Origin of the sequence: Mesorhizobium sp. M0633 (assembly GCF_040320645.1) — a bacterium.
In the GTDB taxonomy this organism is placed as follows: Bacteria; Pseudomonadota; Alphaproteobacteria; order Rhizobiales; family Rhizobiaceae; genus Mesorhizobium.
This window is the reverse complement of sequence record NZ_JAMYQC010000115.1, coordinates 1-998: the sequence shown is the minus strand read 5'-3', so window position 1 is coordinate 998 and position 998 is coordinate 1. Positions and strand designations below refer to the sequence as shown.

Sequence of the window (998 nt, the reverse complement as noted above, 5' to 3'; positions counted from 1 at the left end):
TAGCAGGCTGTTGAAAAAGGCCCTCGCCACCGGACCGCAGCAATGATTCACTGGCTCCGAAGGGATTCGGAGGTGACGAGTTCGCGGCGGCGACGATCGAACTGGCGAACTTTTCAGCTATGTGGACCTTGAGGTCCGGGTTCGGCGCAATCATCCATTGCGGGCGATCAGGACGATCGTGACTGAAGCCCTGTCGAGGCTGGAGCGTGAGTTCGCGGCGCTATATTCGCCGATCGGACGGCCATCTATCCCGCCGGAGAAGCTGCTGCGAGCGATGCTTTTGCAGGCGTTCTATTCGATCCGCTCGGAGCGGCTTTTGATGGAACGGTTGGAATACGACCTCCTGTTCCGCTGGTTCGTCGGCATCGGCGTCGACGACGCAGCCTGGGACCATTCGGTGTTCTCCAAAAACCGTGACCGGCTGCTGGAGGGCGATATCGCGGCGAAGTTCCTGGCGGCCGTGCTGGCGCAACCCAAAGTCAAGAAGCTCCTGTCCACGGATCACTTCTCGGTCGACGGCACGCTGATCGAGGCCTAGGCTTCGATGAAGAGCGTCAAGCCAAAGGGCGGCCCAAGCGGCGGTCATGGCGAACCGCCGGCAGACGGCGGCGGACGCAATGCGGAAGCGGACTTCCACGGCGAGAGGCGATCGAACGAGACGCACACCTCGACTACCGACCTCGACGCCAGGCTCTACCGCAAAGGGCGGGGCAAGGAGGCCAGGTTGTGCTTCATGCGACATGGGTTGATGGAGAACCGCCACGGCCTGCTGGTGGAAGCCTGTCTGACGCTGGCCGACGGACATGCCGAGCGGGTGGCGGCCCTGCACATGATCGAACCTCGTGCCGACCGGCCGCGGGCGATCACGCTCGGTGCCGACAAGGCCTATGACGCAGAGGACTTCGTCAACGAGTTGCGCTCGATGAAGGTGACACCCCACGTAGCGCAGAACACGAACGGCCGTCGTTCGGCGATCGATCGCCGCACCACGCGCCACG

At 63.2% G+C, this 998-nt stretch carries 1 pseudogene; it reads left to right on the top strand.

What is annotated here, in order from left to right:
• Window positions 1-121: 121 nt before the first annotated feature.
• A pseudogene (locus NKI47_RS34905) lies at window positions 122-998 on the top strand (IS5 family transposase); the annotation flags it as partial.